Genomic DNA, 24,358 nt, shown 5'->3' with positions numbered 1-24,358 from the left:
ATATGGAAACGTACATGCACGATAAGAGGAGGTTTCCATATGACGATGACCATGAAAGCCGAAGAGCGACTTGTACAAACCAAAGCGGATCTGAGGCAGCTGCGCGAGCAGGGTAAAGTCCCAGGTGTCGTATACGGCAAAAATATCAGCAAAGCAACGGCAATTGCCGTGGAGGAAAAAGAGCTGATGGCTCTTATCCGCTCAAATCCGCATGCGGTTCTGGAGCTGGAGGTTCCTGCTGTCGGTAAGCAATCGGTTATGCTGTCGGATGTACAGCGCGATCCGCTGAGCCGTCATTTGCTCCATATTGATTTTCACCAGATTGATATGAATCAAGCTATCCGCACGCAGGTAAGAGTAGAAACGACAGGAGTGTCCGCGGGCGAGAAGGAAGGCGGTATTGTGCAGACCATGCTTCATGAAGTTGAGATTCAGTGTCTGCCAAGCCGGATCCCGGATTCGCTGGCTGTCGATGTCTCCTCCCTGCAGGTGGGTGAGAATATATTGGTTGGCGAATTAAAGCTGCCGGAGGGTGTAGAGCTAAAGACGGATCCGGAATCGGTCGTCGTGACGGTTCTTGCACCGCAGAAGGATCTCACTGCTGAAGAAGCAGAGGATGCGGCTGTTGAGGAAGCGGAAGCAGCTTCTCGCGCGGAAGAAGCCGGTGCCGAGGAAGTCAGGGAAGAAGAGGCGTCCAAGGCGTAAATCGGCTGGACAAGCTCTTCGTACAAAATGGAGTAGGCCCGTGTCGCTTGGACATGGGCCTACTCCATTTGGGACCGAGGAGAGTGCATAGCGAAGAAAAGACCGGACATGTGGTTCATGGACAATGAACCATTGGGCAGGCACATCAGGAAATCTAGTAGCCGGGCCTTGATTTGAAGGTAAACTGGCGGCGGTTATAGAATACATTATTAACCTTAACATAATCAGGGCAGAACTGTTCAATAAAACCGATGTCTCGATGTTCCTTCCCCCAATAGACTTGTATCGGGACTTCATGCTCGATGTGATCCAGAAGCTGCTGGTCGGAGGTTAGAATTTGACCGTTGATGTACATCGGAATCTCCAAATCGAACAGATGCATGATTTCATTGACCATGATATCACCTCTACTTATAATGACAATTTAGAAGAATAGAACGTTGCACGTGCGAAAAAAATATTATTCTGTTGGAAGCGGGGAATTGAAATATGAAATGGATTGTCGGATTAGGCAATCCCGGAAGCACCTATCAATCGACGCGGCACAATGTGGGTTTTATGGTTGTGGACACGCTGGCGAAGCGTTGGGGCATATCCGTTACGCAGAGCAAATTCAAGGCGCTTGTCGGTGAAGGACACGTGCAGGGTGAGAGAGTATACTTGATCAAGCCCATGACCTATATGAATTTATCCGGTGAAACGGTCCGGGCTTTTATGGATTTCTATAAGGCGGAGCTGGACGATTTTATTGTGGTGTATGATGATTTGGACACGGAGATCGGGAAAATCAGACTCCGTTATCAGGGCAGTGCCGGCGGGCATAACGGAATCAAGTCGATTATTCAGCATACCGGAACCCAAAGCTTTAACAGGGTCCGCATGGGTATATCGCGACCTGCTCCGGGAGTTAATATAGCCGATTATGTATTATCCCCCTTTGCCAAGAGTGAGCATGACCAGCTGGCCGGGATGATTGAGGCGGCTGCTGATGCGCTTGAGTATGCACTTTCACATCCATATGAGCAAACCATGGCGAGATATAACCGTTAGTTTTTGCCGAAAAGGGGCATACTGGGGGTATACTGTACCCTCAGGAGGCATACAATGGCTGTAAATTATGTTTGCCGGCACTGCCGGACCGAAGTTGGAACATTACACAATGAAGAACTGACAGAAGCCAGACTGGGCTTCCATTTCTTGACCCCCGAGGAGCGCAGCGATATAATAGCGTATAACGCGAATGGCGATGTGACCGTTAAGGTGGTCTGTGAATACTGCCGTGAAGCGCTTGAAGCTAATCCCGAACTGCTGCTGGTGGAGAGTCCTCTTCAATAGAGAAGGAGTTCCCCGCCGGCTGATGTACGGCCTCGGCCCGGATGCCGAGGCTTCTTTTTCCTGTGTGAACCGGACTCTCGTAAACGCGCCTAATCTCTTTGATGGTTTAGGGGCGTTTAGTTGCATGTGGTCCTTTTTTATAGAAGCGAGGTGCCTTGTACGTTGGAAACATTAATAAAAGCAGTAGCTGCTGATCCGGATTTTCAGAACGTCTTAGCGGGTTTTGAGAGCGGTATGCGTGAGCAGATGGTATCTGGTCTGGCCGGTTCATCCCGTCAGTTATGGATGGCGGCACTGCAGCAGAAGATGGACCGGCCGATGCTGGTTGTGACACACAATATGTTTGCAGCGCAGAAGGTTGCGGAAGATTTGGTTGAATGCCTCTCTCAGGAGCAGGTTCTGCTCTACCCGGCTAATGAGCTTGTGGCGGCGGAGGCTGCCATATCGAGTCCGGAAACACTTGCTCAGCGGATGGAAGTTCTAATCCGGTTATCGCAAGGATTTCGGGGCGTTGTTGTCGTGCCTTTCTCCGGTGTCCGGCGGTACCTGCCGATTCGCGAGGTGATTGCGGAAGCACAAATTTCGCTTAAGGTTGGCGAGACGCTGACGATGGAAGCGTTTTTACGGCGCATGGTGGAGCTCGGTTACGAACGGGCTGACCGTGTCGAGAACAAGGGTGAGATCAGCGTACGCGGCGGGATCGTCGACTTCTATCCGTTGACCTCTCCTGCTGCTTACCGGGTGGAGTGGTTTGATGAGGAGATTGATTCCATCCGTACCTTCGATCCGGCCGATCAACGGTCAATTGACAAGGTAGAATCGTATACTGTTCCTCCATGCAGAGAAGTAATCGCCAATGAGCGGCGGATGCTGAATGCGGCGCAGCATGCAGCCGAGCTGCTCGAGCGGCAGCTGGAGAAGATGACAGACCGGCTTGCCAAGGAGAGACTGCGTGAGGAGATTGGCTCTGAGCTTGAGAAGCTCCGCGGGCAGATTCATTTCCCTGAGATGTACAAGTATATTTCCCTCCTCTATCCGGAGCGGGAAACCTTATATGATTACATGCCGCAGGATACGCTGCTAATCATGGATGAACCGACCAGACTGATTGAGACAGCGAAGCAGCTGGAGCGGGATGAGGCGGAATGGGCTACCCATTTGCTTCAGAACGGCAAATCGCTGCCGGGCTTCGTGCTGGCAAGAGATACGGAGCCGATTCTGTACCAGCGCCCGTTCCCGACCTTGTTCATGTCCTTGTTCCTGAGACAGATTCCGCATACCCAGCCGCAGAACATTCTCAATATCGTCAGCCGGGCGATGCAGGATTTCCATGGACAGATGAATGTGCTTAAGGCAGAGATGGAACGCTGGCGCAAGGCAGGGGCGAATATCCTGATGCTTTCCGGCACACCGGAACGGATGGACCGGATGAAGCGTGTGCTGATGGACTACAGCATTGATCTGCCGACGATGGTGGAGGGCAATCTGCAAAGCGGTTTTGAGCTTCCTTCCTCCCATCTGGTTGTCATCACGGAAGGCGAAATGTTCTCACAGAAGCAGCGCAAAGCGCGCCGCGTGGACAAGAAGATTGACAACGCTGAACGGATTAAGAGCTATACCGAGCTTAAGGTAGGCGATTATGTCGTCCATCAGAATCACGGGATTGGCAAATATGTCGGAATCGGAACGCTGGAGATTGGCGGCATTCATAAGGACTACCTCCATATACTGTACGCGGGCGGCGACAAGCTGTCTGTGCCGATCGAGCAGATCGATCTGATCCAGAAGTATGTGGGCAACGAAGACAAAGAACCGAAAATCTATAAGCTTGGCGGCAATGAATGGACACGGGTCAAGAACAAAGTGCAGTCATCCGTTAAAGACATCGCGGATGACCTGATCAAGCTTTATGCCCAGCGGCAGGCATCGTCGGGATTCGGTTTCCAGCAGGATACGCCTTATCAGAAGGAATTCGAGGAGATGTTCCCTTACGATGAGACGAGGGATCAGCTAAGAGCAATTGAAGAAATCAAGAAGGATATGGAGACGCCCCGTCCAATGGACCGGCTGCTGTGCGGCGACGTAGGCTACGGGAAGACGGAGGTCGCGGTGCGCGCGGCTTTCAAGGCAGCCATTGAGGGTAAGCAGGTTGCTGTTCTGGTCCCAACCACCATATTGGCCCAGCAGCATTATGAAACCTTCAAGGAGCGGTTCTCCGGTTATCCGTTTAACATTCAGGTGCTGAGCCGTTTCCGCTCCCGTAAGGAGCAGAACGAGACGATGAAGGGTATTAAGGCCGGTACGGTGGATGTCGTCATTGGTACTCACCGCCTGCTGTCCCAGGATGTGGTCTTTAAAGACCTGGGCCTCCTTATTGTGGACGAGGAGCAGCGTTTTGGCGTATCCCATAAGGAGAAGCTGAAGAAATTGAAGACGAACGTGGACGTGCTGACGCTGACAGCGACGCCGATCCCGAGAACGCTTCATATGTCGATGCTTGGCGTACGGGATCTGTCCGTTATCGAGACGCCGCCGGAGAATCGTTTTCCCGTACAAACTTATGTGGTTGAGTACAATACATCCCTTGTGCGGGAGGCAATTGAACGTGAACTGGCCCGCGGCGGGCAGGTGTATTACCTGTATAACCGGGTACAGGGCATCCACCAGATGGCCGAGCAGATTACGGCGCTTGTTCCAGGTGCCAAGGTAGCGGTCGGCCACGGGCAGATGACGGAGCAGGAACTGGAGAAGACCATTCTAGATTTTCTGGATGGGGAATCCGACGTTCTGGTTAGCACCAGCATTATTGAGACAGGGGTGGATATCCCGAATGTTAATACGCTGATCGTGCATGATGCGGACAAAATGGGTCTCTCCCAGCTGTATCAGCTGCGCGGCCGTGTCGGGCGCTCCAATCGGATCGCGTATGCCTATTTTACCTACCAGCGCGATAAGGTACTGACAGAGGTTGCGGAGAAGCGCCTGCAGTCAATCAAGGAGTTCACCGAGCTTGGCTCCGGCTTCAAAATCGCTATGCGCGACTTGTCTATCCGGGGAGCAGGCAATCTGCTGGGTGCCGAGCAGCACGGCTTTATCGCTTCAGTCGGCTTTGATCTGTACTCCCAAATGCTGGCCGATGAGATTGCTAAGCGGAAAGCGGAGATGTACGGTGAAGGCGCAGAGACGGTGAAGGAAGTGAATACACAAATTGACCTGAGCATGGACGCTTATCTGCCTTCCGATTACATCTATGACAGCATTCAGAAGATTGAGATCTACAAGAAGGTTGCGGTCATCCGCAGTGTGGAAGAGACAGAGGATCTGCGTGAGGAGCTCGTTGACCGTTTCGGCGATCTGCCCGAGGCAGTCGACAACCTGTTGTCTGTTGCGCGGCTTAAGGTATACGGAAGAGAATATGGAATTGAGCAGATCATCCAGCGCGGGGAGGATCTCATTCTGAAATTCGCGGCCTCTGAGAGACAGCGGATGGATAACAAGAAAATTGACAAGCTCTGCCTGGCTTTTGAGAACCGGTTTATGCGTTCCGGAACAGCTGAAGGCGAGCAGCCGGTTATCCAGCTGCTTGGCAAGGGGCTGGCCGATCATGAGAAATTGGAAATGCTTGAGCGTTTTCTGGTACAATACAAGGAAGCACTTAAACCGAAAGGGGAACTCCAAAATGCTCTTCAATAAACGCAAATCGTCATGGCGGCAAGGCTTGCTGCTTGTTGTGGCGGCAGTTCTCGTCCTGACGATGGCGGCGGGCTGCGGTAAGAAGGATAATACGAATACAACAGGTGGTGGTAATACTCCCGCAACAGGAGAGACCAGCGCTACGGTCGTGGCAACTTATAAAGATGGTGGACAAGTTACCGAAGCTGAGTTTGACAAGTACATCACACTGACTCAGATTACAGATCCTCAGAACGCGATGTATCTGATGATTCCGCAGTACAAGGAGCAAGAGCTTAAGCGTTATATCGTGTACAAGGAATATGAGAAGAAGGCAACCGAGGAGCAGCTTAAGACGGCGGAGGAGCAGGCCGAAACCTTCCGGAAGAATATTGAGGAAGCACTGAAGGAAAATGAAGAACTGAAGAAGACCATGTCAGACAGCGGCTTGACGGTTGATGACGCGAAAGCTATCGCCAAGACAATGCTGGCGGCTAGTGCAGTAATTGAAGCGAAGAGAGTCGAGTTCAGCGAGGATATTCCAGATGAAGACTTGAAGGCTGCGTTTAACGAAAAGCAGGCTGACTATACCGTGGCGACTGTCCGCCATATCCTGGTTGGAACATCGGATCCGGCCACAGGAGAACAGAGCCGTACAGAAGAAGAAGCACTATCGAGAGCTAACGAAGTGAAGGAAAAGCTCGAGAAGGGCGGCGACTGGGGCGAGCTGGCTAAGGAATATTCCGATGATACGGGTTCCAAAGAAAATGGCGGTCTGTATGAGGAGCAGCAGGTTAATTCTTGGGTAGAAGAATTCAAGAATGCCGCTCTTACCCAGGAGATCGGTGTGATTGGTGATCCGGTCAAAACAACCTATGGTTACCATGTTATGAAGGTAGAGAAGCGCGAAGAGGTTACCTTCGACAAGATGACGCAGGAGCAAAAGGATCAGCTTCGTGAATCGATCGCGGTTGAGAAGCTGAATGAGTTCATGACGCAAGAACAGGAGAAGCTGGAAATTAAGGTTTCCCTCCCGCAAGAAGAGCCTGCCCCGGCTGAAGATGCCGGTAATGCGGCGACTGAAGGTAATGCAGGCACAGATGCATCCGGTAACGCGGGTGCGGAAGGCGGGCAGGCAACAGAAGGTAATACAGCCGAGTAATTGCGGCTGCTTAGGCGAAAGAGGAAGCCCTTGGCATGATGCCAAGGGTTTTTGTCGTTCTTAGGGAACAATTAGGGGAAAGGGAATTTTCCAATAATAGGATAAAGGCGAACAAAGGGGCAATAGTAAAGTGAAAGTTTTATGTTATATATATGTTATGTACAGAGAAATATTGAAGTGATAATGACGGATATTCAACCGATATGATAGGTATATTTACGTAATTTCTGCTTAAAATCCGACATTTTGCAGGGCTTCAGACATATTTGCTGTTCGCCATCATATTTTTATGTAAGATATATTGACATCATAATGAGACCGCGTCTATAATAAAACCACGAACAAAGCAACTGGAAAAACGATCGAACGTTCGGAAACTACAGACAACGATTATGGGGAGTGGAAGCATGAGAAAAAGAGTGTGGTCTTCGGTCTTGTTGTTGGTATTGTCGCTGAGTCTGATATTGGCGGGCTGCGGTTCAAACAATGGAGGTACAGCCCCTGCCAGCGGGGGAGCAGAAACGGCTTCGGGCGGCAGTAACAGTGGTTCATCAGGTGACGGAAGTGAAATCAAGGTTGGCATTCTGCACTCACTCAGCGGCACGATGGCAATCAGTGAAAAATCTGTACATGATGCCGAGCTGATGGCGATTGAAGAGATCAATGCCAAGGGCGGCGTGCTCGGCAAGAAGCTGGTGCCAGTCATCGAGGATGGCGCCTCGGATTGGCCGACCTTCGCGGAGAAGGCGCGCAAGCTTATCTCGGAGGATAAGGTCGCTACCGTGTTCGGCGGCTGGACATCGGCAAGCCGTAAGGCGATGCTCCCGGTATTTGAAGAGATGAACGGCTTGCTCTGGTACCCGGTACAGTATGAAGGCTTAGAATCATCACCAAACATCTTCTACACCGGCGCAACGACGAACCAGCAGATCGTACCGGCCGTGACATGGCTGCTTGAGAACCGCGGCAAGAAATTTTATCTGCTGGGCTCGGACTATGTATTCCCGCGTACCGCTAACAAAATCATTAAAGAACAGCTGAAGGCAGAGGGCGGAGAGCTGGCAGGCGAGGAATATACCCCGCTTGGGCACACCGACTACAGTACAATCATCAGCAAGATTCAGCAAGCTGATCCGGATGTTGTCTTTAACACGCTAAACGGTGACAGCAACGTGGCATTCTTCAAGCAGCTTAAGGATGCCGGTATCACGGCACAGGATATGACGACGCTGTCAGTAAGTGTGGCAGAGGAAGAAATCCGGGGAATTGGAGCTGACGTGCTGGAGGGTCATCTGGCAGCATGGAACTACTACCAGACGACAGATACACCGGAGAACAAAACATTCGTTGAGAATTATAAAGCGAAGTATGGAGCAGACCGTGTGACGGCTGACCCGATTGAAGCTGGATATACAGCCGTTTATCTGTGGGCCGCAGCCGTTGAGAAAGCGGGATCGACCGATGTTGCAGCTGTGAAGGAAGCGGCGAAAGGGCTGGAGTGGAACGCGCCGGAAGGCAAGGTCACCATAGATGGTGAGAACCAGCATATTTACAAGCCGGTCCGGATTGGCGAGGTACAGGCGGACGGCCAGTTCAAGGAGCTGTGGAGCACGGGCGAGGAGGTAAAGCCGGATCCTTATTTGAAGGGCTATGACTGGGCGGCAAGCTTAAGCTCGGGCGGCTAACAAAGGGAAAGCTAACCAGCTTAATGGAGGGGAGTGTCCGGCCGGCGGCAAGGCGGGATGCTTCCCTTCCCTTATACCCTTATAGATGGGGACCAGGAAGAGAAGGGGTGAATTTATGGAGGTCTTGTTCCTTCAGCTGTTTAACGGAATCAGCGTAAGCTCTATTTTGCTGCTCATTGCCCTCGGGCTGGCCATTACGTTTGGTTTGATGAATGTGATTAACATGGCGCATGGCGAGCTGATCATGATTGGGGCTTATTCCACCTATGTGACACAAAATATCTTTATGGATCTGTTTCCCGAATCGATGTTTGGCTGGTACTTCGTGCTGGCTATTCCGGTCAGTTTTCTGGTCGCATTCGTAATCGGTCTTATTCTGGAATTTACGTTAATCCGTTTCCTCTACGGCCGTCCGCTCGACAGCCTGCTGGCTACCTGGGGGGTAGCGCTTGTACTGCAGCAGCTGGCCCGCACGATTTTCGGAGCTCCGAACGTCGGGGTCACAAGCCCCTCTTGGCTGAACGGCGGATTAACAGTAATGGACGGTGTTGTGTTCCCGTATAAGCGGCTGTTCATCATCGCTCTGGTGGCAATCACCTTGTTCATCATGTATCTGTATATTTACCGCTCTAACGCGGGTCGCAGGATGAGAGCCGTTATGCAAAACCGCGATATGGCTGCCTGTCTGGGCGTATCGACAAGGCGTGTAGACGCGCTTACCTTCGCGATTGGTTCGGGTATAGCGGGAATTGCCGGCTGCGCCTTAACGCTCCTGGGACCTATTGGACCATCGCTTGGCACCTATTACATTGTAGACGCCTTTATGGTAGTTGTACTGGGCGGTGTAGGCAAGCTCGTCGGAACGGTATTCGGTGCTCTGGGGATCGGTGTCACGAATACAGTATTTGAGTATTGGACGACTGCATCGCTGGGCAAGGTTCTCGTCTTCGTCTGTATTGTGGCTTTTCTGCAGTGGCGGCCGAAAGGGCTGGTGGCAATGCGGACCCGTCAGCTTGACTCCTAAAGAACAACATGACCCGGGTCCCTTCCACTAGCTCTGACAAAGAAATGATGAGAGGTGTGATGCAGTGTGCAACTGCGAACATTAACACCGCAGCGGATCTATATTCTGATCGGCTATGCGGTTGCGGCAACTGCGCTGTTCTGCGCGCCGCTATATCTGAATGATTTTCGCCTGAATCTGCTGGCCAAGTTTTTGGCATTTGCTATCGTGGCGCTTGGCCTTGACCTTATATGGGGCTACACGGGGATTCTCAGTCTTGGCCATGGCGTATTTTTCGGACTTGGCGCCTATGCGATGGCTATGTACCTGAAGCTAGAAGCAAGCGGAGGGCGGCTGCCAGATTTCATGGAATGGAGCGGGCTATCGTCGCTCCCCCTGTTCTGGAAGCCATTCGAGAGCTTTGGCTTTGCGGTAGCGGCCGGGCTGCTCATCCCCGCCTTACTCGCCCTGTTTCTCGGTTATTTTACCTTCCGCAACCGGATCAAGGGTGTATACTTTACGATTCTGACCCAGGCGCTAGTCATCATCACAACGACGCTGTTCATTGGCCAGCAGGCATTCACGGGCGGGACGAATGGTCTGACCGGCTTCTCGACCCTGTTCGGAACGTCACTGGCGGGTACGGGAATGAAGCATACGCTGTACTATGTGACAGCGGCGCTCCTGATCGTGGCTTTCGTCCTGTGCAGGGTTATTGTGAAGAGCCGCTTCGGCAAGGTGCTGCGGGCAGTTCGTGACGGAGAGAACCGGGCGCGGTTCATCGGCTACAACCCAGCGGTTTACCAGATGGTAGTATTCAGTATATCCGGAGCGCTGGCGGGGCTTGCAGGCATGCTGTTCGTTCTGCACGTAGGAATTATTTCCCCTTCCATGATGGGCATTGTGCCATCCATCGAGATGGTGTTGTGGGTAGCCATTGGCGGCAGAGGAACACTGGTGGGAGCAGCGCTCGGCGCGATTTTGATGAACTCGGCGAAGAGCGTGTTTAGTGAGAACTATCCGGATGCATGGCTGTTCTTCCTCGGCCTGCTGTTCGTCATTGTAGTCGTCTTCCTGCCAAAAGGCCTGGTCGGCTTGTTCTCACGCATCACATTCCGCAAGCGAAAGGAGTCTGAGGAGCATGACGGAGCGGCAGCAATCAGCCATCCTGCAGTGCGAGCAGGTAACGGTTGAATTTGACGGATTTAAGGCCGTACAGGGAATGAATCTGCATCTGGAGCAGGGTGAGCTGCGGTTTCTTATCGGTCCTAACGGTGCAGGCAAGACGACGATTCTGGATGTAATCTGCGGCAAGGTGAAGCCGGCCTCGGGCAAGGTAGTGTTCAAGGGTGATATCGATATCACGAGGAAGAAGGAGCACCAGATTGCAGAGCTTGGCATCGGCCGTAAATTTCAGACGCCGTCCATTTTCCCGACAATGACAGTGTTCGAGAACCTGGAGATCGCGATGAGCCAGAACCGCGGGGTATTCGCGACACTCAGGGCGAAGATGACAAAGGCGGACAGGGAACGGATTATTGCCCAGATGGTAATGATCGGCCTGGAGCGCAAGTCGGATTGGCGGGCAGGCTTGCTCTCACACGGAGAGAAGCAATGGCTTGAGATCGGCATGATGCTGCTGCAGGAGCCGGAGATTCTGCTGCTGGATGAACCGGTTGCCGGCATGACGGATAAGGAGACGGATAAGACGGGTGAACTCCTGCACGAAATTGCCAAGTCCCGCTCGGTCGTCGTGGTGGAGCACGACATGGAATTCGTGCGGAACTTTGCGAGCAAGGTAACGGTCATGCATGAAGGGAAGCTGTTGAAGGAAGGTTCCATGGATGAGGTTCAGGGAGACGACCGGGTCGCGGAAGTGTATCTTGGAAAAAGGCGGGATGCTGATGTTAGCCGTTCAACAGCTTGAATCAGGATACGGGGAAAGCATTATTTTACGGAATGTGTCGCTGAAGGTCCAGCCGGGCCAGGTGGTCTGTCTGCTGGGGCGCAACGGAGTCGGCAAGACCACGCTGATGCGCAGCATCATGGGTGTCCTGAAGGCCCGCAAAGGAATGGTGTCCTATAACGGAAGGAATCTGACGAAAAAATCGCCGGGCTTCCGGGCGAAGGCGGGTATTGGCTATGTGCCGCAGGGAAGAGAGGTCTTCCCGCAGCTGACGGTCTATGAGAATATTCTGCTCGGACTTGAAGCAAGCTCGGGGAAAATAAGGGAAATACCGGAGGATGCCATTGCGAAGTTCCCGGTGCTGCCGGCCATGTACGAGCGCCGGGGCGGTGATCTCAGCGGCGGGCAGCAGCAGCAGCTGGCCTTCGCCAGGGCACTGGCTTCCCGGCCGGAGGTTCTGCTGCTGGATGAACCGTGTGAAGGGATTCAGCCCTCTATTGTGGATGATATCCGGGATGTCATCCGCTCCATCAAAGAAGAGGGCCAGACAGCGATTCTGCTGGCGGAGCAGAGCCTGGAGTTTGTAAAGAGTGTAGGGGATTACTTCTATATTCTGGAGAAGGGCGCCATCGCCTGGGAGGGCGGACTGGATGCTCTAAGCGATGAGGTCATTATGCGGTATTTGACAGTATAACCAATGAAGAACAGAGAACAGACATCCTGCAGCATGGTTGCGGCGGATGTTTGTTTTTTTTTGTATATGAGGGTCTTGGGTTCTTGGGGCAGAACTGGGTGCAGGTATAGTTCATGCCCTGCGGTAACAATCTATAACTGTACTGGCGCGAATGCTGCAGTCTCTGCAGAGCCTTCTGTAATGCTGGTATGCCCATGCTTGCTGACAGTGCAGGATCAGGAGAGCGCGGAATCCGGACCGATAGATGGATGTGTATAAGAAAATGGGAGGGGATGAATACTATGGTCAGATTCGCAAGCACCTTCCGCCGCATGGTATTCCCTTATTCAGATAAGGCAGGCCGTATCCTCCAGTCGATTCTAAATCTTCAAGGAAAGTGGGGCATCTAGATATGAAAGCAACTGGAATTGTTCGCCGTATCGATGATCTCGGACGCGTGGTCATCCCTAAGGAAATTCGCCGCACGCTTCGCATACGCGAAGGAGATCCGCTCGAGATCTTTGTTGACCGTGATGGTGAAGTGATTCTCAAGAAATACTCACCGATCGGTGAACTTGGTGATTTTGCCAAGGAATACGCGGAGTCGCTGTACGAGAGCACCAACCATACCACGATCATTTGTGACCGTGACACCATCATTGCTGTTGCAGGCGCGTCGAAGAAGGAGTTTCTGGAAAAATCCATTGGCGCTACCCTTGAGCAGTGCATGGAAAGCCGTAAGGCCGTAGCGGAGGAGGACGGCGGTTCCTTCGAGATTGTCAAGGATACCACTGATGAATACAGCTCGCTTGTCGTGGCACCGATTATTGCAGGCGGCGATCCAATCGGAGCGGTGGCTCTGCTGAGCAAGGAAGAGAATGTGAAGATGGCTCAAATGGAAATCAAGATGGCCGAGACGGCAGCCGGATTTCTGGCTAAGCAGATGGAGCAATAAACCGTTTACTTATACAAAGATGAAGCTTCCCTGTAACCGCGCCAGCAGATGGCGTTCCGCAGAGGAAGCTTCTTTGCGTGCAGCCGTCCAATGTAGTGCTAGCTCCTTCATAGATGTACGTTCCTGCCTGACCGGACCGCTTAAATGGAGTATAATGATCTCAATTATACTAGGGCGAGCGGACAGGCGGTGAAGGGCGGCAATGGAGCACAAGATCAAGCAGCCGGAGGCTGAAGAGAAAGCGGGAATTCGGGCTGGGGATGAAGGACAGCCGGAAAGGGGCAGTGCCCGCACTTCGTGGCTGCAGGGAGCAGCAGTGCTGGGGGCTGCGGCGGCACTATCGAAGCTGCTGGGCACAATTCAGAAGGTGCCGCTGCAAAATATCGCAGGAGACCGCGTATTTGGTCTCTATAATGCGGTATACCCGTTCTATCAGCTGCTGCTGTTCCTGACTGCGGCGGGGATACCGGCAGCCTTGTCGCTGCTTGTCGCGGAGCGGGTGGAGAAAGGAGATAGCGGTCAGGGCCTGGTCCGGGCGGCCATGGTCTGGCTGGCAATCAGCGCGGCGGCGGGATTTGCCCTAATGTGGTTCGGTGCAGGCGCGGTAGCCCTGATGGTGGGCGACGAATTGGCCAGACCGGCAATCAGGGCGTCTGCGCTTGCGCTGTTTAGCATGCCGTTCGTGGCGGCGCTTAGGGGATATTTTCAGGGCCGGCAGCGGATGCTGCCCTCTGCAGTCTCGCAGGTTACCGAACAGAGCTTCCGGGTGGCTGCCATGCTGACTCTGCTGCTCCTTGGATGGAGCTGGGGCTGGAGTGATGCCATGCTGGCTGCTGGCGCTACGGCAGGCTCTGCGGTAGGAGGAGCGGCTGGCCTTGCGGTCATGCTGCTCTTCTGGCTCGCAGAGCGGAGAAGCGGGCGGCTGAGCTTGGAGAGCGGCGCGGCGGCAGCCTTGAAGAGGAGTAGAGATGTAGAGCGCGATGGCAGGGCGGAGAGGTTTCATAAGTGCAGGGAAGCCTCCCGGGTGCGGCAGGCGAGGAAGAATAGTCTCGGACCGGACATGGGGCTGCTGCTGCGAGTCGGACTGCCTGCAGCGTTCGGCGCAGCAGCGGTTCCGGTCGCAGGAATTGTCGATGCGTTCACGGTTCCCAGACTGCTCAGCGGAGACGGTATGAGCGCCATGGAGGCGATGCGGCAGTTCGGCCTGTACAGCAGGGGCCAGACATTGGTTCAGCTAGTCGTTATGGTAGCTGGCACGATGGCAGGCGCACTGGTGCCTGCACTGGCAGCAGCCAGGCTGCGGGGAGATCGCGAAGCGGTGAAGGGACAGGCAGGCCTTGCGCTTGGCCTCGCCTGGCAGGTTGGGGCGGCGGCAGCTGTGGGGCTGGTGCTGCTTGCGCCATCCATCAACATTATGCTGTACACGGACAATGAAGCGGGGCGGACGTTCGCCTGGGTGAGCGCTACAGCCCTTGCGGGGACGCTCAGCGCGGTTACGGCGGCGATGCTGCCAGCCCTCGGCCGGGTCAAGCTGCCGGCGCTGCTGATTCTGGGCAGCGCTGCTTGCAAGGCCGGCCTGAACGCGGTGCTGGTGCCCGCGTTCGGCATCGAAGGCGCCGCCTGGGCAGGCTTCGCGGCGCTTTCGGCCGCCGCGCTGCTGGGCGCGGGCGCCGTGCGCCGCGCCGCCGGCGGCGGCCCTGCCGTGCCCCGCGCTGCTGCGGGCACGGCTCTTGCGCTCGCGTGCATGGCCGCGGCGCTGCTCCTCACCGAGCGCGGCCTGCCGGCGCTGCTCGGGCTCTGGCCGCTGCCCCTGCGGGCGGCAGCGGCTGTCCACGCGCTGACGGGCACAGCCGTCGGCGCAGTGGTGTTCGCCGCCGCGCTGGTGCTTGGCGGCGGCATCGGCGCGCGCGAGCTGCGCGCGCTGCCGGGCGGCTCGAAGCTTGCCGCCCTGCTCCACCGCAATTCTCGAATATGATAATACACTAATTGTCTTTAGGGGCAATCGTTAGCGAGTATGGACATTTTATTTAGTGAAAGGGTGAAGGATGCATATATCAATGACAAACTGCTTTACATCCTGCCCTATAGTTCATAGAACGAGTAGTGACAGACGAGACAAGCCTTTACTAGATACACCATCCACAATTGACAATGGTTCATCTTCCGTATATCCAGTGTCTAATGTGTCGGAATTAAGCGAAGCAGTATGGACACACGATGGAAAAATAGATTTTGTAAAGAATGTCATTAGTTCAACTGACAGAGATGAAAACTACAGAAATACTTCCAGGCAAAAATAGAATGGAACTGGAGGCTAACTATGAAAAAATTATATGCATTCATAATATCGGCTGCTCTTTCACTTCTGTTATTCCAATCTCCTCTGTATGCGGCTGAATCGGTGGATGGTTACTTGTCACAGGTACAAATCCAACAAGTGGAGGATTCCGGGAAGGCGTTGGTAGTGGATAAAGGCGGAAGCAGGGTATCACTGTGGGATATGGAGAACAGTACGATCAACTGGTCGCATACCATGGAAACGATTGTGCAGGCGGATGTCCTCAATTCGAACAAGTTCATTATCCTGAACCGGAATAACCACAAGCTGGAGAAAAAAGTGCTCAACCAACACGGCGAAATGTTAGGTAACAGCAACTATCCGATTCGTCTCTCAGAGCAAACTGCGGCTGTACAATGGCTCATACCTTATAACCAGATACCGGAACGGATCATGACTCTCGAAGACAATGTATTCAAGGTTTATCAATCTCCCTGGAACAAGCCAGTCATTCAAAGTGATTTGACCTCTTATCTCAAAGAGACTGGAGAGTATATTAGCGAAATCAGTTATAGTAAGTATCCCTATGTAGCATTGAAGGTCACATTGGATGAGATCGGTGCCTCTACTCACAATAAACTTGTCATCGTTAATCTGTACAAGAAGTCAGCGATTACAATTGACAACTTTAACACCAGCTTTAATATCAAGATGACTAATGCTACAACAATCGTGCACACGTTTCACAATAATGGCCCTCATGGTGCTAATGTAAATTGGCCAGATCTGTCTAAGCCGCAACCCGTATTACAGATATACAGCAGTGCAACCGGCAGGCTTATTCATGATGTGAAGCAGCAATTTTCGGATGATGAGAATGGAGGATGGGTAACATCGTTGTCTGGGGATATGATGTTGCTCAAAAACGGGAACACCAACGCTTGGTCGCTATATCGTACTAATGGTGAGCAAATCATAAAATCTAAAACCGCTCCTGATGCCTTGTCCTACGACCTTGCTGGATATCAGGCAAGTTCTAGTTCGGTGTTTCTGCTTGTTCAAAAAGCTAATTTTACCGACGGTACATTTCATAAGGTAGTATTTAAATCGATAGAGGAATAAAGTGTTAATTCGTCTCTCGGTTAGTATCGGAATTACTTGCAAAAATGCAAATGAATAAACAGGTCCCGTATAGGGCAGTTAAAGGGCGGATTTTAAGTGCTGGAAACAGTGCTAGATTCGTCCTCTTTCCGTATATGCGGAGGTTGAGCTCCCGAGGTTGAAGACACATACAGGGCATGCATCGGTGATATGCCGCCTACTGTCAGGTACCCGCCACTCGTTATACAGTATCTCTCGCTATTCAGATCTAACTGGCATTAAGGGTATCTTTAAGCAACTTCAATTATTATAGTGAACTAGAGCAGATAATTGCATTTGGAGTGATTGTTACAGGAGCAGCTGGTAATATCAGTAATGGACAGAAAAGAATACTTATGGAACCGGGCTTGCGGACAGTTAATGCAGTCGTTGTTGATGAACTATTAAAGGGGCTTAAAGGAATTTGTTAGTTTCAACGAACACGCCGGAGGGCTATAATATAAACGCACAGCTTCCGTATAGGGACATACTGGAAGCGGCATGATTCGTGAGGAGGATTGGCATGCAACCAACCATTACGGTAGCCGGGCTCGGGTCCGGCGATGAAGAGCAGCTGACGCTTGGTGTCTGGCGCAGGCTTCAAGAAGCGGAGGTGCGCTACGTCCGTACGGACAAGCATCCGATGATGAGCCTGTTTGAGAAGAACGGACTTTCTTATACATCCTTTGATTACCTGTATGAACAGATGGAGTCCTTCCCTGATGTGTATGAGGCCATTGCGGCAGCTCTTATAGAGGCAGCCCAATCGGATAGCCCGGCCATAAGCAATGAGGGCAGGTCGGTCCTCTATGCGGTGCCCGGTCACCCGATGGTAGCCGAGCGCACCGTGCAGCTGCTGCGGGAACGATGCCCTGAGGCAGGGATCTCCCTGCATATCCTGGGCGGAGAGAGCTTCCTCGACCAGGCATTCGTCCGGCTTGGCTTCGACCCGATTGAGGGCTTCCAGCTGCTGGACGCGGGTGAATTGCACCATTCTCTTCTGCAGCCTAAGCTTCATACGGTTATCGGGCAGGTCTACGACCAATTTACAGCATCTGATGTGAAGCTTACGCTGATGGAACGGTATCCGGATGAGCACCTGGTCACCGTCGGGCATGCGCTTGGCGTAGCGGGCGAGGAGCGGATTGAGACGGTGCCGCTGTATGAGTTGGACCGGATCGAAGGCTACGGCAACCTGTCGCTGATCTGGATTCCCCGTTCGGAGGACGATCGCCTGCTGAACAGGTCCTTTGACCGTCTGCATGAGATCGTCTCGATTCTGCGCAGCCCGGAGGGATGCCCGTGGGACCGCGAGCAGACGCATCAGTCCATACGGAAGAATTTCATCGAGGAAACGTATGAAGCGCTGGAGGCTATTGATAATGATGACCCGTCCGGCATGCAGGAGGAGTTCGGCGATGTGATTCTTCAGGTTATGCTCCACAGCCAGATGGAAGAAGAGCAGGGTGCCTTTAATGCCTACGACGTCATTCAGACGCTGAACGAGAAGCTGATTTTCCGGCATCCGCATGTGTTTGGCAAGAGCGGGGCGGACAATGCCGACGAAGCGCTGCAGAACTGGGAAGAGATGAAGGCCGAGGAGAAGCGCCGCAAGGGTATCAGCCGGGAGGGGCAGTCGCTGCTAGCTGGTATTCCGAAGGACTTGCCGGCTATTATGAAGGCTTATAAGCTGCAAAAGAAGGCCGCTAAGGTAGGCTTTGACTGGGATGATGTGGAGCCTGTACTGGCGAAGATCGAGGAAGAAACCGCTGAACTGCGGCAGGCGATTGGGGATGGGGACAAGCAGGAGCAGGCCCGTGAGCTGGGTGATCTGCTGTTTGCGGCCGTGAACGCTGCCCGGTTCATTGACGCCGACCCTGAGGAAGCGCTGGCCGGTACGAACTTGAAATTTATGCGCCGCTTCGCGTATATTGAAGAGCAGCTCCGTATAAGCGGCCGCACATTTGACGAGACTGACTTACAAGAAATGGACCGCTGGTGGGAAGAGGCAAAGCGTGAATTATAACCACTTCGTCGTCAAAAATCGTCTTTTTTCACCAAAAATCGAAAAAAACTTCGCGGACCAGCAGGAGTTTTCCAGGAACGGGAAGAATAGTACACCTTGAAGTACCCTAATAAAGGGCTATACATAAGGATTAAGGCGTCATACGTGCGTCTGGCCTTACTTAATTTTATTGCTGGGAGGCAACTCATAATGAACAAAACAGATCTGATCAACAACATCTCGGACAAAAGCGGTTTGACCAAGCGTGACGTGGAAGCGGTACTGAACGGCTTCCTCGGCGAAATTACAGAAGCGCTCCAAAACGGCGACAAAGTACAGCTGATCGGCTTCGGCACATTCGAGACCCGCAAGCGTTCCGGTCGTGTAGGCCGCAACCCGCAAACAGGCAAGACAATCGAAATCCCGGAATCCAACGTTCCAGCATTCAAAGCCGGCAACAAACTGAAGGAAGCCGTAAAGTAAAGAATGCGTCTGGATAAATTTCTCAAGGTATCGAGATTGATTAAACGCCGCACCGTAGCGAAGGATGTATCTGAGCAGGGGCGCGTATGGATCAATGGTCGGGAAGCGAAAGCGAGCAGCACCGTCAAAGCCGGCGACGAGCTCACCATCCAGTTCGGACAGAAGATTGTGACAGTCCGTGTGGAACGGATTGCTGATACGACCCGTAAGGATGAAGCTGCCGAACTCTATACCTTGTTGAAAGAGGAATCCCGCAAGCCGGAGAACAGCCCGGAAGGCGGTAACCTCTTCTAATCCGGCATCTTGTCAGATGAGAGAGAAAGCCCCGTCACCGGGGCTTTCTTTTTTTTATTTCCGGGATGTTTCACCCCTGCCCGGATCGGGTAATGCACCTATGCCGTCACCCGGTTCTAAATCTTGTCCCTCCTCCATATGCATGTAGTAATGAAGGAGGGGCCGAGCTATGAATGAACATGGAAAATCCGCCAAGCGCCAGGAAGTCAAGATGCTGAACCGTAAGGTCCTGGAGCTGACCGGCGTCAGTAATGTCGAGAGCTTTGACAGCGAGGAATTTCTGCTGGAGACCGAGTGCGGATTTGTAACCGTCCGCGGACAGAACCTTCACATGAAGCATCTCAGCCTGGAGCAGGGCCTCGTTGCAATCGAGGGACTCGTCCATTCCATCGCCTACCTGGACGGGGCAGCCGCAGACAAATCCAAGGGCTTCCTGGGTAAGCTGTTTAAGTGAACCTGGAGATTCAGTTTTTGTCGCTGGCTGTAATGATGCTGTCCGGGGTCGGAATGGGGGCGGCTTTTGACGGCTACCGCGTCGTGTCGAATCAGCTGCGGATTGGCCGTATATGGGTTCCGGTTCTGGATTTGTTGTATTGGACAGCGGCAACACTGATTGTTTTCCGGATGCTGATCGCAAGTAATGACGGGGAAGTCAGGTTCTATGTATTTCTTGGTCTGTTTATTGGCATCAGCTTTTACTTCTGGCTTCTGAGCCGGATCATTATCCGAATCGTTGAATGGCTTATGGATGCGCTGCGCAGCTTATGGGCGGCGGCTGTCCGTGCCTTTGAGGTGCTGTTCATCAAGCCGGTAATACTGGTATACCGGCTGCTGAAGATTACCGCTGGGTTTCTGATTGTTTGTACTATGTTCCTCTTCCGTATTGTGGTACAATTGTTACGTCCGTTTTGGCTTTTCCTATCCTGGATATTGTCACCGCTGATTCGTCCCTTATGGGGCTGGATGAAGCAGACAGGGGAGAAGCTGGGATTGCCGGGGCTGGTAGCCCGCATCAAGGCGTTCTTCGAGCGGATACGAAACCATAAGTCTTAGGAGGTACATAGCGTGGCCAAAGCCCAAACATCCAATCGGACAACCACACACCCTGGTTCCAAGCGCCGTCTGAAGATTTGGTTCGCCTTTGTTGTGCTGTTTATGGCATGGGCTCTCTATACCCTCTTCAGTCAGATGGAGCAGCGCGGCGAGACGGAGATGAAGCGGCTTGCGCTTCAGGAGACCCTTGCGGAAGCCGAAGCGGAGAGTTTGAAGCTGCAGAAGCAGGTTGACCGGTTGAATGATTCCGAATACATTCGGGAGATCGCCCGCAAGCACGGCTATATTTTACCGGGTGAACAGCCGATCCAGGTCACCGAAGCCGGGGACTAATACGGGCAACCGTCTGTTGACCTTAGTTCAGGCGTTCGGGTATAATCACGATAGGTATACCAAGAAGTAAGAATCAATCCAATTATGGTATGGTTCATTTGCTTTGCAAAAATCTTAGGGAGGAACATTTTATTCTATGGCAATTGAAGTGGGAGCCAAATTAGAGGGCAAAGTGACAGGCATAACGCATTTCGGAGCATTCGTCGATTTGTCGGGGGGTGTCACGGGGCTCGTTCACATTTCGGAAATTGCCGATAATTACGTCAAAGACGTCAAAGATCACCTGAAGATTGACGATGTTGTCAAAGTGAAGGTAATCAATGTGGACAAGGACGGAAAAATCGGACTTTCTATTAAACAGGCAATCGATCGGCCGGAGGGTTATGTGCCACCGCAGCGCGGTGGTGACCGTGGTCCAGGATTTAGCGGACCTCGTCCCGGAGCTGGACCTCGTCCAGGCGGTGGACCCCGTCCCGGAGCTGGACCACGTCCAGGAGGAGGCGACCGTGGAGGACGTCCCTTCAAGGCTGCCCCTGGCAAACCATCCTTCGAGGATAAAGTCTCCCGCTTCTTGAAAGACAGTGAAGAACGTATTTCTTCCCTCAAGAAAAACACGGAGTCCAAGCGTGGAGGCCGTGGCGCGAAGCGAGTGTAACCAATCTTTATAGAGTCGTATAAGTACGCCGTCCCTGCAAGCAGGGGCGGCGTATTTGCTATGTAAAGCTATGTATAGGGCTGTCGTCCGCAGGAAATAGCTGAAGGACAGCACTTCTCCGTCTGCGCAAGGCGCCAATATTCTTTCTTTTGGCACAGACCAAATACTTTCCCGTATATCTCCATCATCTCCGACAGGTTCGGACGCCTTGCACCCGCGAACATATGAACGGTCAACCCGGTTTTTGTTGAACAAGCCGTCTGCCGGGCTTAAGGCTTCTGCCTGTAAACATGCACAGCCATTGGGCTCGCCCACCGTTTGACATGGCTGCCGGTCCGAGGGGCTTTTGTCGGAAAAAACTTTGCTGCTCCCTACGGGTTATGACAAACATCCCCTGTTCCCAATTCTATAATGGGTAACACTCAGAGCGGTAAGGGCTTCGGCATAAGCTTAAGCCTGTCCATCCATCATGAATGGTGGAAGTTCTAAAATTCGGAATGGTGGTGCCAGAATAATGATGAACAAACGCAACCTGGTTATGTTCCCGGGTGCAAAGCAGACAGGTGTCGTTCAGGAGACGGTTCGTAAAGGCTGGAATTCTGCGGGGATGAAGCGGATCACACAGACTATAGCTTCCAAGAAGTGGACTGTGCTGCTCGCGGTGGTTGCTTTTCTGCTCGGCAGGGCCATGATTCTGGAGTCTCTTGCCCCCTTTGCCATTGCTTACTTTGCTGTGATTTATTTCCTGAGACGGGATGTCCATCTGATCGTAGCCGCCTCGCTTGTTCTTGGCAGCTGGTTTGCTGCAACGCCATCCACCCTGTGGATCGCCATGGAGCTGTCTGCCTTTTACCTGCTTGTGAAAGGAATGGAAGCGTATGAGCGATCTGAATTATCCTATGCGCCGCTCATTGTCTTTATATCTACTATGCTGGTTAAATTATTCGGGGTCGTCTTAACCTCCTCGCTTGACTGGTATCACCTGATGATGGTGGCCGTGGAGGCGAGTCTCGCCTTTGTTCTCACGCTCGTCTTCATTCAAGCGGTGCCGGTACTGACCATGACGAAGAAAACCTCCGCTTTGAAGAACGAAGAAATTATCTGCCTAATGATCCTGCTAGCTTCCATTATGACCGGCGCAGTCGGCTGGGTAGTGTATGGCATGTCTGCCGAGCATATCATGTCCCGTTACCTGCTGTTGATGTTCGCACTCGTCGGGGGCGCTCCGCTGGGGGCATCCGTAGGGGTGGTTGGCGGATTAATCCTCAGTCTTGCTGACTTTGAGGCAATTGTGCAGATGAGCCTGCTGGCTTTCTCGGGACTGCTTGCCGGACTGCTCCGTGAGGGAGGCAAGACAGCGGTGGCGTTCGGAATGCTGCTCGGAACCTCTATCCTCTCTATATATGTAGGCGGTCAGACGGATGTGTTGACCTCTGCCTGGGAGTCAGTGGCGGCAGCTGCACTCTTCCTGATGACACCTAGAAGTTTGCTGCGAACAATCGCCCGTTATGTGCCCGGGACAAGCGAGCATGCCAAGACACAGCATGAGTATGCCCGCAGAGTAAGGGATGTTACCGCTCAGCGGGTTACGCAGTTCTCCGAGGTTTTCCGTCAGCTGTCCCGCAGCTTCGGCCAGATGCAGGAGACTGATGCCTGGCAGAAGAGCGAGGATGACAAGACGCATTTCATGAATGCGGTAGCTGAGCGTACCTGTGCGACCTGCTTCCGGAAGGACATGTGCTGGGATGGTAAGTTTTATCAGACCTATAAAGTGATGACGGATATGATGTCATCAGTCGAGAATAACCGCCGCGGCGTAACGAAGGAACTGCCGAAGGAGTGGACAACCCATTGTGTCCGGCCGCAGCAGGTACTGGCCACTATGCGCCAGCAGTATGATCTGTTCGAGCATGATCAGCATTGGCGCAAGCAGATTCAGGAGTCGCGGCAGCTTGTCGCGGATCAGCTCTACGGCGTGTCGCAGATCATGGAGGATCTGGCGAAGGAAATTCGGCGTGAAGGGCAGGAGCTGCACCTGCAGGAGGAGCAAATCCGGGAAGCTTTAGAGGGACTGGGCTTGTCCATCCAGAGCGTGGACATTATCAGCCTGGAAGAAGGGAATGTCGACATTGAGGTTACCCATACCTTCGGCAGGGGCTACGATGAATGCCGCAAAATCGTTGCGCCGCTGCTCTCTGATATCCTCGGTGAGCATATTGCGGTCAAGACCGAGCGTTATCCTGATACAAGCGGAGAGCCGGCGTCCGTCACCTTCGGCTCAGCGAAGGAGTTTGAAGTGGAGACGGGGGTGGCGGGGGCTGCTAAAGGGGGAGACCTGCTCTCGGGCGACAGCTTCAGCACGGTAGAGCTTGGCAACGGCAAGTTTGCGGTGGCCGTTAGCGATGGTATGGGGAACGGTGAGCGCGCACGGTTGGAGAGCAGCACGGCTCTTTCGATTCTGCAGCAGCTGCTGAAATCGGGGATGGATGAGAAGCTGGCTATCAAGTCGGTTAATTCGGTACTACTGCTGCGATCCTCCGATGAGGTATTCGCCACTGTGGATGTGGCCCTGATCGATATGTATACAGCGAAGACAACCTTTATGAAGATCGGCTCGACCCCAAGCTTCATCCGGCGAGGCAGCGAGGTGATCCCGATCTCCGCCAACAATTTGCCGATTGGCATTCTGCAGGATATCGACGTAGATCTGATTCGCATTCAGCTGCAGCCGGGGGATACGCTCATCATGATGACAGACGGCATTTACGATGCGCCGGGCCATGCGGTGAATAAGGAAATGTGGATGAAGCGCGTCATTCAGGAGCTGCATTCGGAAGAGCCGCAGGATATGGCCGATGAGCTGCTGGAGCATGTGGTCCGCCATCATGAAGGTCAGATTGTGGATGATATGACCGTTGTAGTAGCGAAGGTGAGTAAGCATCAGCCGGAGTGGGCAACCTTCCGCTGGCCGGGGATGTCCAAGTTTGAGCGTCCTCGCACGGTAAGTTAGCGGGTGGAGAA

At 53.0% G+C, this 24,358-nt stretch carries 22 protein-coding genes; 21 read left to right on the top strand and 1 reads right to left on the bottom strand.

Annotation, left to right across the window (positions count from 1 at the left end; genetic code table 11):
* The first annotated feature begins 39 nt into the window (after window positions 1-39).
* Window positions 40-705, top strand: coding sequence for a 50S ribosomal protein L25 (locus L1N82_RS21630; protein ID WP_235289529.1), 666 nt, complete (start codon window positions 40-42; stop codon window positions 703-705).
* A gap of 154 nt (window positions 706-859) precedes the next feature.
* On the opposite strand, the gene L1N82_RS21625 is transcribed toward L1N82_RS21630, so the two are convergent.
* Window positions 860-1,102 (bottom strand): hypothetical protein, encoded by a 243-nt coding sequence (locus tag L1N82_RS21625; RefSeq protein WP_235289528.1) that lies wholly within the window; start codon window positions 1,100-1,102, stop codon window positions 860-862.
* Window positions 1,103-1,194: 92 nt separating this feature from the next.
* Between L1N82_RS21625 and pth the strand changes: the two genes are divergently transcribed.
* The 20 genes from pth (at window position 1,195) to spoIIE (ending at window position 24,347) form a co-directional block, all read left to right on the top strand.
* Complete coding sequence (gene pth / locus L1N82_RS21620; protein WP_235289527.1) at window positions 1,195-1,755, top strand: aminoacyl-tRNA hydrolase; 561 nt, start codon at window positions 1,195-1,197, stop codon at window positions 1,753-1,755.
* Window positions 1,756-1,809: 54 nt separating this feature from the next.
* Window positions 1,810-2,040 carry an anti-sigma-F factor Fin family protein gene (locus L1N82_RS21615; protein WP_235289526.1) on the top strand — a complete coding sequence of 77 codons (231 nt, stop codon included), beginning with the start codon at window positions 1,810-1,812 and terminating at the stop codon, window positions 2,038-2,040.
* Between the two features lie 162 nt (window positions 2,041-2,202).
* Entirely contained in the window at window positions 2,203-5,733 is a 3,531-nt protein-coding gene (mfd, locus tag L1N82_RS21610; RefSeq protein ID WP_235289525.1) for a transcription-repair coupling factor, read from the top strand.
* On the top strand, window positions 5,720-6,874 hold the full coding sequence (locus L1N82_RS21605) for a peptidylprolyl isomerase (RefSeq protein ID WP_235289524.1): 1,155 nt from the start codon (window positions 5,720-5,722) through the stop codon (window positions 6,872-6,874). The genes mfd and L1N82_RS21605 overlap by 14 nt, the downstream gene beginning before the upstream one ends.
* Window positions 6,875-7,281: 407 nt before the next feature.
* Complete coding sequence (gene urtA / locus L1N82_RS21600) at window positions 7,282-8,559, top strand: urea ABC transporter substrate-binding protein (RefSeq protein ID WP_235289523.1); 1,278 nt, start codon at window positions 7,282-7,284, stop codon at window positions 8,557-8,559.
* Window positions 8,560-8,674: 115 nt separating this feature from the next.
* The gene (urtB, locus tag L1N82_RS21595) at window positions 8,675-9,583 is read left to right on the top strand and encodes an urea ABC transporter permease subunit UrtB (RefSeq protein WP_235289522.1); all 909 of its coding nucleotides are present in this window, start codon (window positions 8,675-8,677) and stop codon (window positions 9,581-9,583) included.
* 72 nt (window positions 9,584-9,655) lie between these two features.
* Window positions 9,656-10,756, top strand: a complete 1,101-nt coding sequence (gene urtC / locus L1N82_RS21590; RefSeq protein WP_407946801.1) for an urea ABC transporter permease subunit UrtC — start codon at window positions 9,656-9,658, stop codon at window positions 10,754-10,756.
* Window positions 10,704-11,489: an urea ABC transporter ATP-binding protein UrtD gene (urtD, locus tag L1N82_RS21585; RefSeq protein WP_235289521.1), complete on the top strand. Its 786-nt coding sequence runs from the start codon at window positions 10,704-10,706 to the stop codon at window positions 11,487-11,489. The genes urtC and urtD overlap by 53 nt, the downstream gene beginning before the upstream one ends.
* Complete coding sequence (gene urtE / locus L1N82_RS21580; RefSeq protein WP_235289520.1) at window positions 11,467-12,162, top strand: urea ABC transporter ATP-binding subunit UrtE; 696 nt, start codon at window positions 11,467-11,469, stop codon at window positions 12,160-12,162. Before urtD ends, urtE begins: the two co-directional genes overlap by 23 nt.
* 391 nt (window positions 12,163-12,553) lie before the next feature.
* The gene (spoVT, locus tag L1N82_RS21575; RefSeq protein ID WP_235289519.1) at window positions 12,554-13,096 is read left to right on the top strand and encodes a stage V sporulation protein T; all 543 of its coding nucleotides are present in this window, start codon (window positions 12,554-12,556) and stop codon (window positions 13,094-13,096) included.
* 202 nt (window positions 13,097-13,298) lie between these two features.
* Entirely contained in the window at window positions 13,299-15,071 is a 1,773-nt protein-coding gene (locus L1N82_RS21570) for a putative polysaccharide biosynthesis protein (RefSeq protein ID WP_235289518.1), read from the top strand.
* Window positions 15,072-15,416: 345 nt separating this feature from the next.
* Window positions 15,417-16,496, top strand: a complete 1,080-nt coding sequence (locus tag L1N82_RS21565) for a hypothetical protein (RefSeq protein ID WP_235289517.1) — start codon at window positions 15,417-15,419, stop codon at window positions 16,494-16,496.
* 541 nt (window positions 16,497-17,037) lie between these two features.
* Window positions 17,038-18,540: a bifunctional methyltransferase/pyrophosphohydrolase YabN gene (gene yabN, locus L1N82_RS21560; protein WP_235289516.1), complete on the top strand. Its 1,503-nt coding sequence runs from the start codon at window positions 17,038-17,040 to the stop codon at window positions 18,538-18,540.
* A gap of 189 nt (window positions 18,541-18,729) precedes the next feature.
* A complete protein-coding gene (locus L1N82_RS21555; protein ID WP_235289515.1) occupies window positions 18,730-19,002 on the top strand; it encodes an HU family DNA-binding protein in 273 nt (90 codons plus the stop codon).
* Between the two features lie 3 nt (window positions 19,003-19,005).
* A complete protein-coding gene (locus tag L1N82_RS21550; RefSeq protein ID WP_235289514.1) occupies window positions 19,006-19,296 on the top strand; it encodes an RNA-binding S4 domain-containing protein in 291 nt (96 codons plus the stop codon).
* A 169-nt stretch (window positions 19,297-19,465) separates the two neighbouring features.
* Window positions 19,466-19,750, top strand: coding sequence for a sporulation protein YabP (gene yabP, locus L1N82_RS21545; protein ID WP_235289513.1), 285 nt, complete (start codon window positions 19,466-19,468; stop codon window positions 19,748-19,750).
* Complete coding sequence (gene yabQ, locus L1N82_RS21540) at window positions 19,747-20,349, top strand: spore cortex biosynthesis protein YabQ (RefSeq protein ID WP_235289512.1); 603 nt, start codon at window positions 19,747-19,749, stop codon at window positions 20,347-20,349. The genes yabP and yabQ overlap by 4 nt, the downstream gene beginning before the upstream one ends.
* Window positions 20,350-20,361: 12 nt before the next feature.
* Window positions 20,362-20,682 (top strand): FtsB family cell division protein, encoded by a 321-nt coding sequence (locus L1N82_RS21535; protein WP_235289511.1) that lies wholly within the window; start codon window positions 20,362-20,364, stop codon window positions 20,680-20,682.
* A 136-nt stretch (window positions 20,683-20,818) separates the two neighbouring features.
* A complete protein-coding gene (locus L1N82_RS21530) occupies window positions 20,819-21,337 on the top strand; it encodes a S1 domain-containing RNA-binding protein (RefSeq protein ID WP_111147662.1) in 519 nt (172 codons plus the stop codon).
* Window positions 21,338-21,851: 514 nt separating this feature from the next.
* Window positions 21,852-24,347: a stage II sporulation protein E gene (gene spoIIE, locus L1N82_RS21525; RefSeq protein WP_235289510.1), complete on the top strand. Its 2,496-nt coding sequence runs from the start codon at window positions 21,852-21,854 to the stop codon at window positions 24,345-24,347.
* Window positions 24,348-24,358: the final 11 nt, after the last annotated feature.

The organism is Paenibacillus tarimensis (genome assembly GCF_021532315.1).
GTDB lineage: Bacteria > Bacillota > Bacilli > Paenibacillales > Paenibacillaceae > Paenibacillus_I > Paenibacillus_I tarimensis.
The sequence above is the reverse complement of the archived record's forward strand: the minus strand, read 5'-3'. Positions and strand labels throughout refer to the sequence as shown.

What these genes read in the sequence shown, in the direction of transcription:
- L1N82_RS21630 (WP_235289529.1), top strand. Translation starts at nt 40, where the DNA reads ATGACGATGACCATGAAAGCCGAAGAGCGACTTGTACAAACCAAAGCG.
- L1N82_RS21625 (WP_235289528.1), bottom strand. Translation starts at nt 1,102, where the DNA reads ATGGTCAATGAAATCATGCATCTGTTCGATTTGGAGATTCCGATGTAC.
- pth (WP_235289527.1), top strand. Translation starts at nt 1,195, where the DNA reads ATGAAATGGATTGTCGGATTAGGCAATCCCGGAAGCACCTATCAATCG.
- L1N82_RS21615 (WP_235289526.1), top strand. Translation starts at nt 1,810, where the DNA reads ATGGCTGTAAATTATGTTTGCCGGCACTGCCGGACCGAAGTTGGAACA.
- L1N82_RS21605 (WP_235289524.1), top strand. Translation starts at nt 5,720, where the DNA reads ATGCTCTTCAATAAACGCAAATCGTCATGGCGGCAAGGCTTGCTGCTT.
- urtA (WP_235289523.1), top strand. Translation starts at nt 7,282, where the DNA reads ATGAGAAAAAGAGTGTGGTCTTCGGTCTTGTTGTTGGTATTGTCGCTG.
- urtB (WP_235289522.1), top strand. Translation starts at nt 8,675, where the DNA reads ATGGAGGTCTTGTTCCTTCAGCTGTTTAACGGAATCAGCGTAAGCTCT.
- urtD (WP_235289521.1), top strand. Translation starts at nt 10,704, where the DNA reads ATGACGGAGCGGCAGCAATCAGCCATCCTGCAGTGCGAGCAGGTAACG.
- urtE (WP_235289520.1), top strand. Translation starts at nt 11,467, where the DNA reads ATGTTAGCCGTTCAACAGCTTGAATCAGGATACGGGGAAAGCATTATT.
- spoVT (WP_235289519.1), top strand. Translation starts at nt 12,554, where the DNA reads ATGAAAGCAACTGGAATTGTTCGCCGTATCGATGATCTCGGACGCGTG.
- L1N82_RS21570 (WP_235289518.1), top strand. Translation starts at nt 13,299, where the DNA reads ATGGAGCACAAGATCAAGCAGCCGGAGGCTGAAGAGAAAGCGGGAATT.
- L1N82_RS21565 (WP_235289517.1), top strand. Translation starts at nt 15,417, where the DNA reads ATGAAAAAATTATATGCATTCATAATATCGGCTGCTCTTTCACTTCTG.
- yabN (WP_235289516.1), top strand. Translation starts at nt 17,038, where the DNA reads ATGCAACCAACCATTACGGTAGCCGGGCTCGGGTCCGGCGATGAAGAG.
- L1N82_RS21555 (WP_235289515.1), top strand. Translation starts at nt 18,730, where the DNA reads ATGAACAAAACAGATCTGATCAACAACATCTCGGACAAAAGCGGTTTG.
- L1N82_RS21550 (WP_235289514.1), top strand. Translation starts at nt 19,006, where the DNA reads ATGCGTCTGGATAAATTTCTCAAGGTATCGAGATTGATTAAACGCCGC.
- yabP (WP_235289513.1), top strand. Translation starts at nt 19,466, where the DNA reads ATGAATGAACATGGAAAATCCGCCAAGCGCCAGGAAGTCAAGATGCTG.
- L1N82_RS21530 (WP_111147662.1), top strand. Translation starts at nt 20,819, where the DNA reads ATGGCAATTGAAGTGGGAGCCAAATTAGAGGGCAAAGTGACAGGCATA.
- spoIIE (WP_235289510.1), top strand. Translation starts at nt 21,852, where the DNA reads ATGATGAACAAACGCAACCTGGTTATGTTCCCGGGTGCAAAGCAGACA.